This is a genomic window from Ruegeria sp. AG6 (assembly GCF_056541565.1).
On the sequence record NZ_JBQFYQ010000025.1, the window covers coordinates 1 to 1,775 of the forward strand.

The 1,775-nt window shown below is 63.6% G+C and carries 1 protein-coding gene; it reads left to right on the top strand.

Annotated features, from left to right (window positions below; all coding sequences use genetic code 11):
- Nucleotides 1-7: 7 nt before the first annotated feature.
- On the top strand, nt 8-1,775 hold a 1,768-nt coding region (gene xsc / locus ACR0I0_RS20555), incomplete at its 3' end, for a sulfoacetaldehyde acetyltransferase (protein ID WP_171638648.1).

Genomic DNA, 1,775 nt, shown 5'->3' on the forward strand with positions numbered 1-1,775 from the left:
CACCCTTATGAAAATGACGACGGAAGAGGCCTTTGTTAAGGTTTTGCAGATGCACGGGATTGAGCATGCGTTCGGGATCATTGGATCTGCGATGATGCCGATCTCGGACTTGTTCCCGAAGGCCGGGATCATGTTCTGGGACTGTGCGCATGAAGGCAGCGCGGGGATGATGGCGGATGGCTACACCCGTGCGACCGGCAAGATGTCGATGATGATCGCGCAGAACGGCCCCGGCATCACCAATTTCGTGACCGCCGTGAAAACCGCCTACTGGAACCACACGCCGCTGCTGCTGGTCACTCCGCAGGCGGCGAACAAGACCATCGGTCAGGGCGGTTTCCAGGAAGTTGAGCAGATGAAGCTGTTCGAGGACATGGTCGCCTATCAGGAAGAGGTCCGCGACCCGACCCGCGTCACCGAGGTTCTGAACCGCGTGATCATGAAAGCCAAGCGCGCCAGCGCCCCGGCCCAGATCAACATCCCGCGTGACATGTGGACCCAGGTGGTCGATATCGACCTGCCCGCCATCGTCGAGTTCGAGCGCCCTGCGGGCGGCGAAACCGCCGTGGCGCAGGCGGCCGAGCTGCTGTCGAACGCCAAGAACCCGGTGATCCTGAACGGTGCGGGCGTGGTGCTGTCCAAGGGCGGGATCGAGGCCTCGAAGGCGCTGGCCGAGCGTCTGGATGCGCCGGTCTGCGTGGGCTATCAGCACAACGACGCCTTCCCCGGCAGCCACCCTCTGTTTGCCGGTCCGCTGGGCTACAACGGCTCGAAAGCCGGGATGGAGCTGATCAGCGAGGCGGATGTTGTCCTGTGCCTCGGCACCCGTCTGAACCCGTTCTCGACCCTGCCGGGCTATGGCATCAACTACTGGCCCGCGGATGCGAAGATCATCCAGGTCGACATCAACCCTGACCGTATCGGCCTGACCAAAGCGGTCAGCGTCGGCATCATCGGCGACGCCGCCAAGGTGGCAAAGGGCATTCTGGCCCAGCTGAGCGACACCGCCGGTGACGAAGGCCGCAAAGAGCGCAAAGAGCGCATCGCGCAGAAGAAATCGGCCTGGGCGCAGGAACTGACCTCGATGACCCACGAGGATGACGATCCGGGCACCACCTGGAACCAGCGTGCTCGCTCGGCCAAGCCCGACTGGATGAGCCCCCGCATGGCGTGGCGCGCCATTCAGGCGGCCCTGCCGAAAGAGGCGATCATCAGCTCGGATATCGGCAACAACTGCGCCATCGGCAACGCCTATCCATCGTTTGAAGAGGGCCGCAAATACCTGGCGCCGGGCCTGTTCGGCCCCTGCGGCTATGGCCTGCCGGCCATCGTTGGTGCCAAGATCGGCTGCCCGGATGTGCCGGTCGTGGGCTTTGCCGGTGACGGTGCCTTTGGCATCGCGGTGAACGAACTGACCGCGATCGGCCGCGAGGAATGGCCCGCCGTGACCCAGATCGTGTTCCGCAACTACCAGTGGGGCGCGGAAAAGCGCAACTCGACCCTGTGGTTCGACGACAACTTCGTCGGCACCGAGCTGGACACCAAAGTGTCTTACGCCGGTATCGCGCAGGCCTGTGGCCTGAAGGGTGTCGTGGCCCGCACCCAGGACGAGCTGACTGCGGCGCTGAATCAGGCGATCGAGGATCAGAAGAACGGCATCACCACGCTGATCGAGGCCCTGATCAACCAGGAGCTCGGCGAGCCTTTCCGCCGCGACGCGATGAAAAAACCCGTCGCCGTCGCCGGAATCTCCGCCGACGACATGAAAGCTCAGG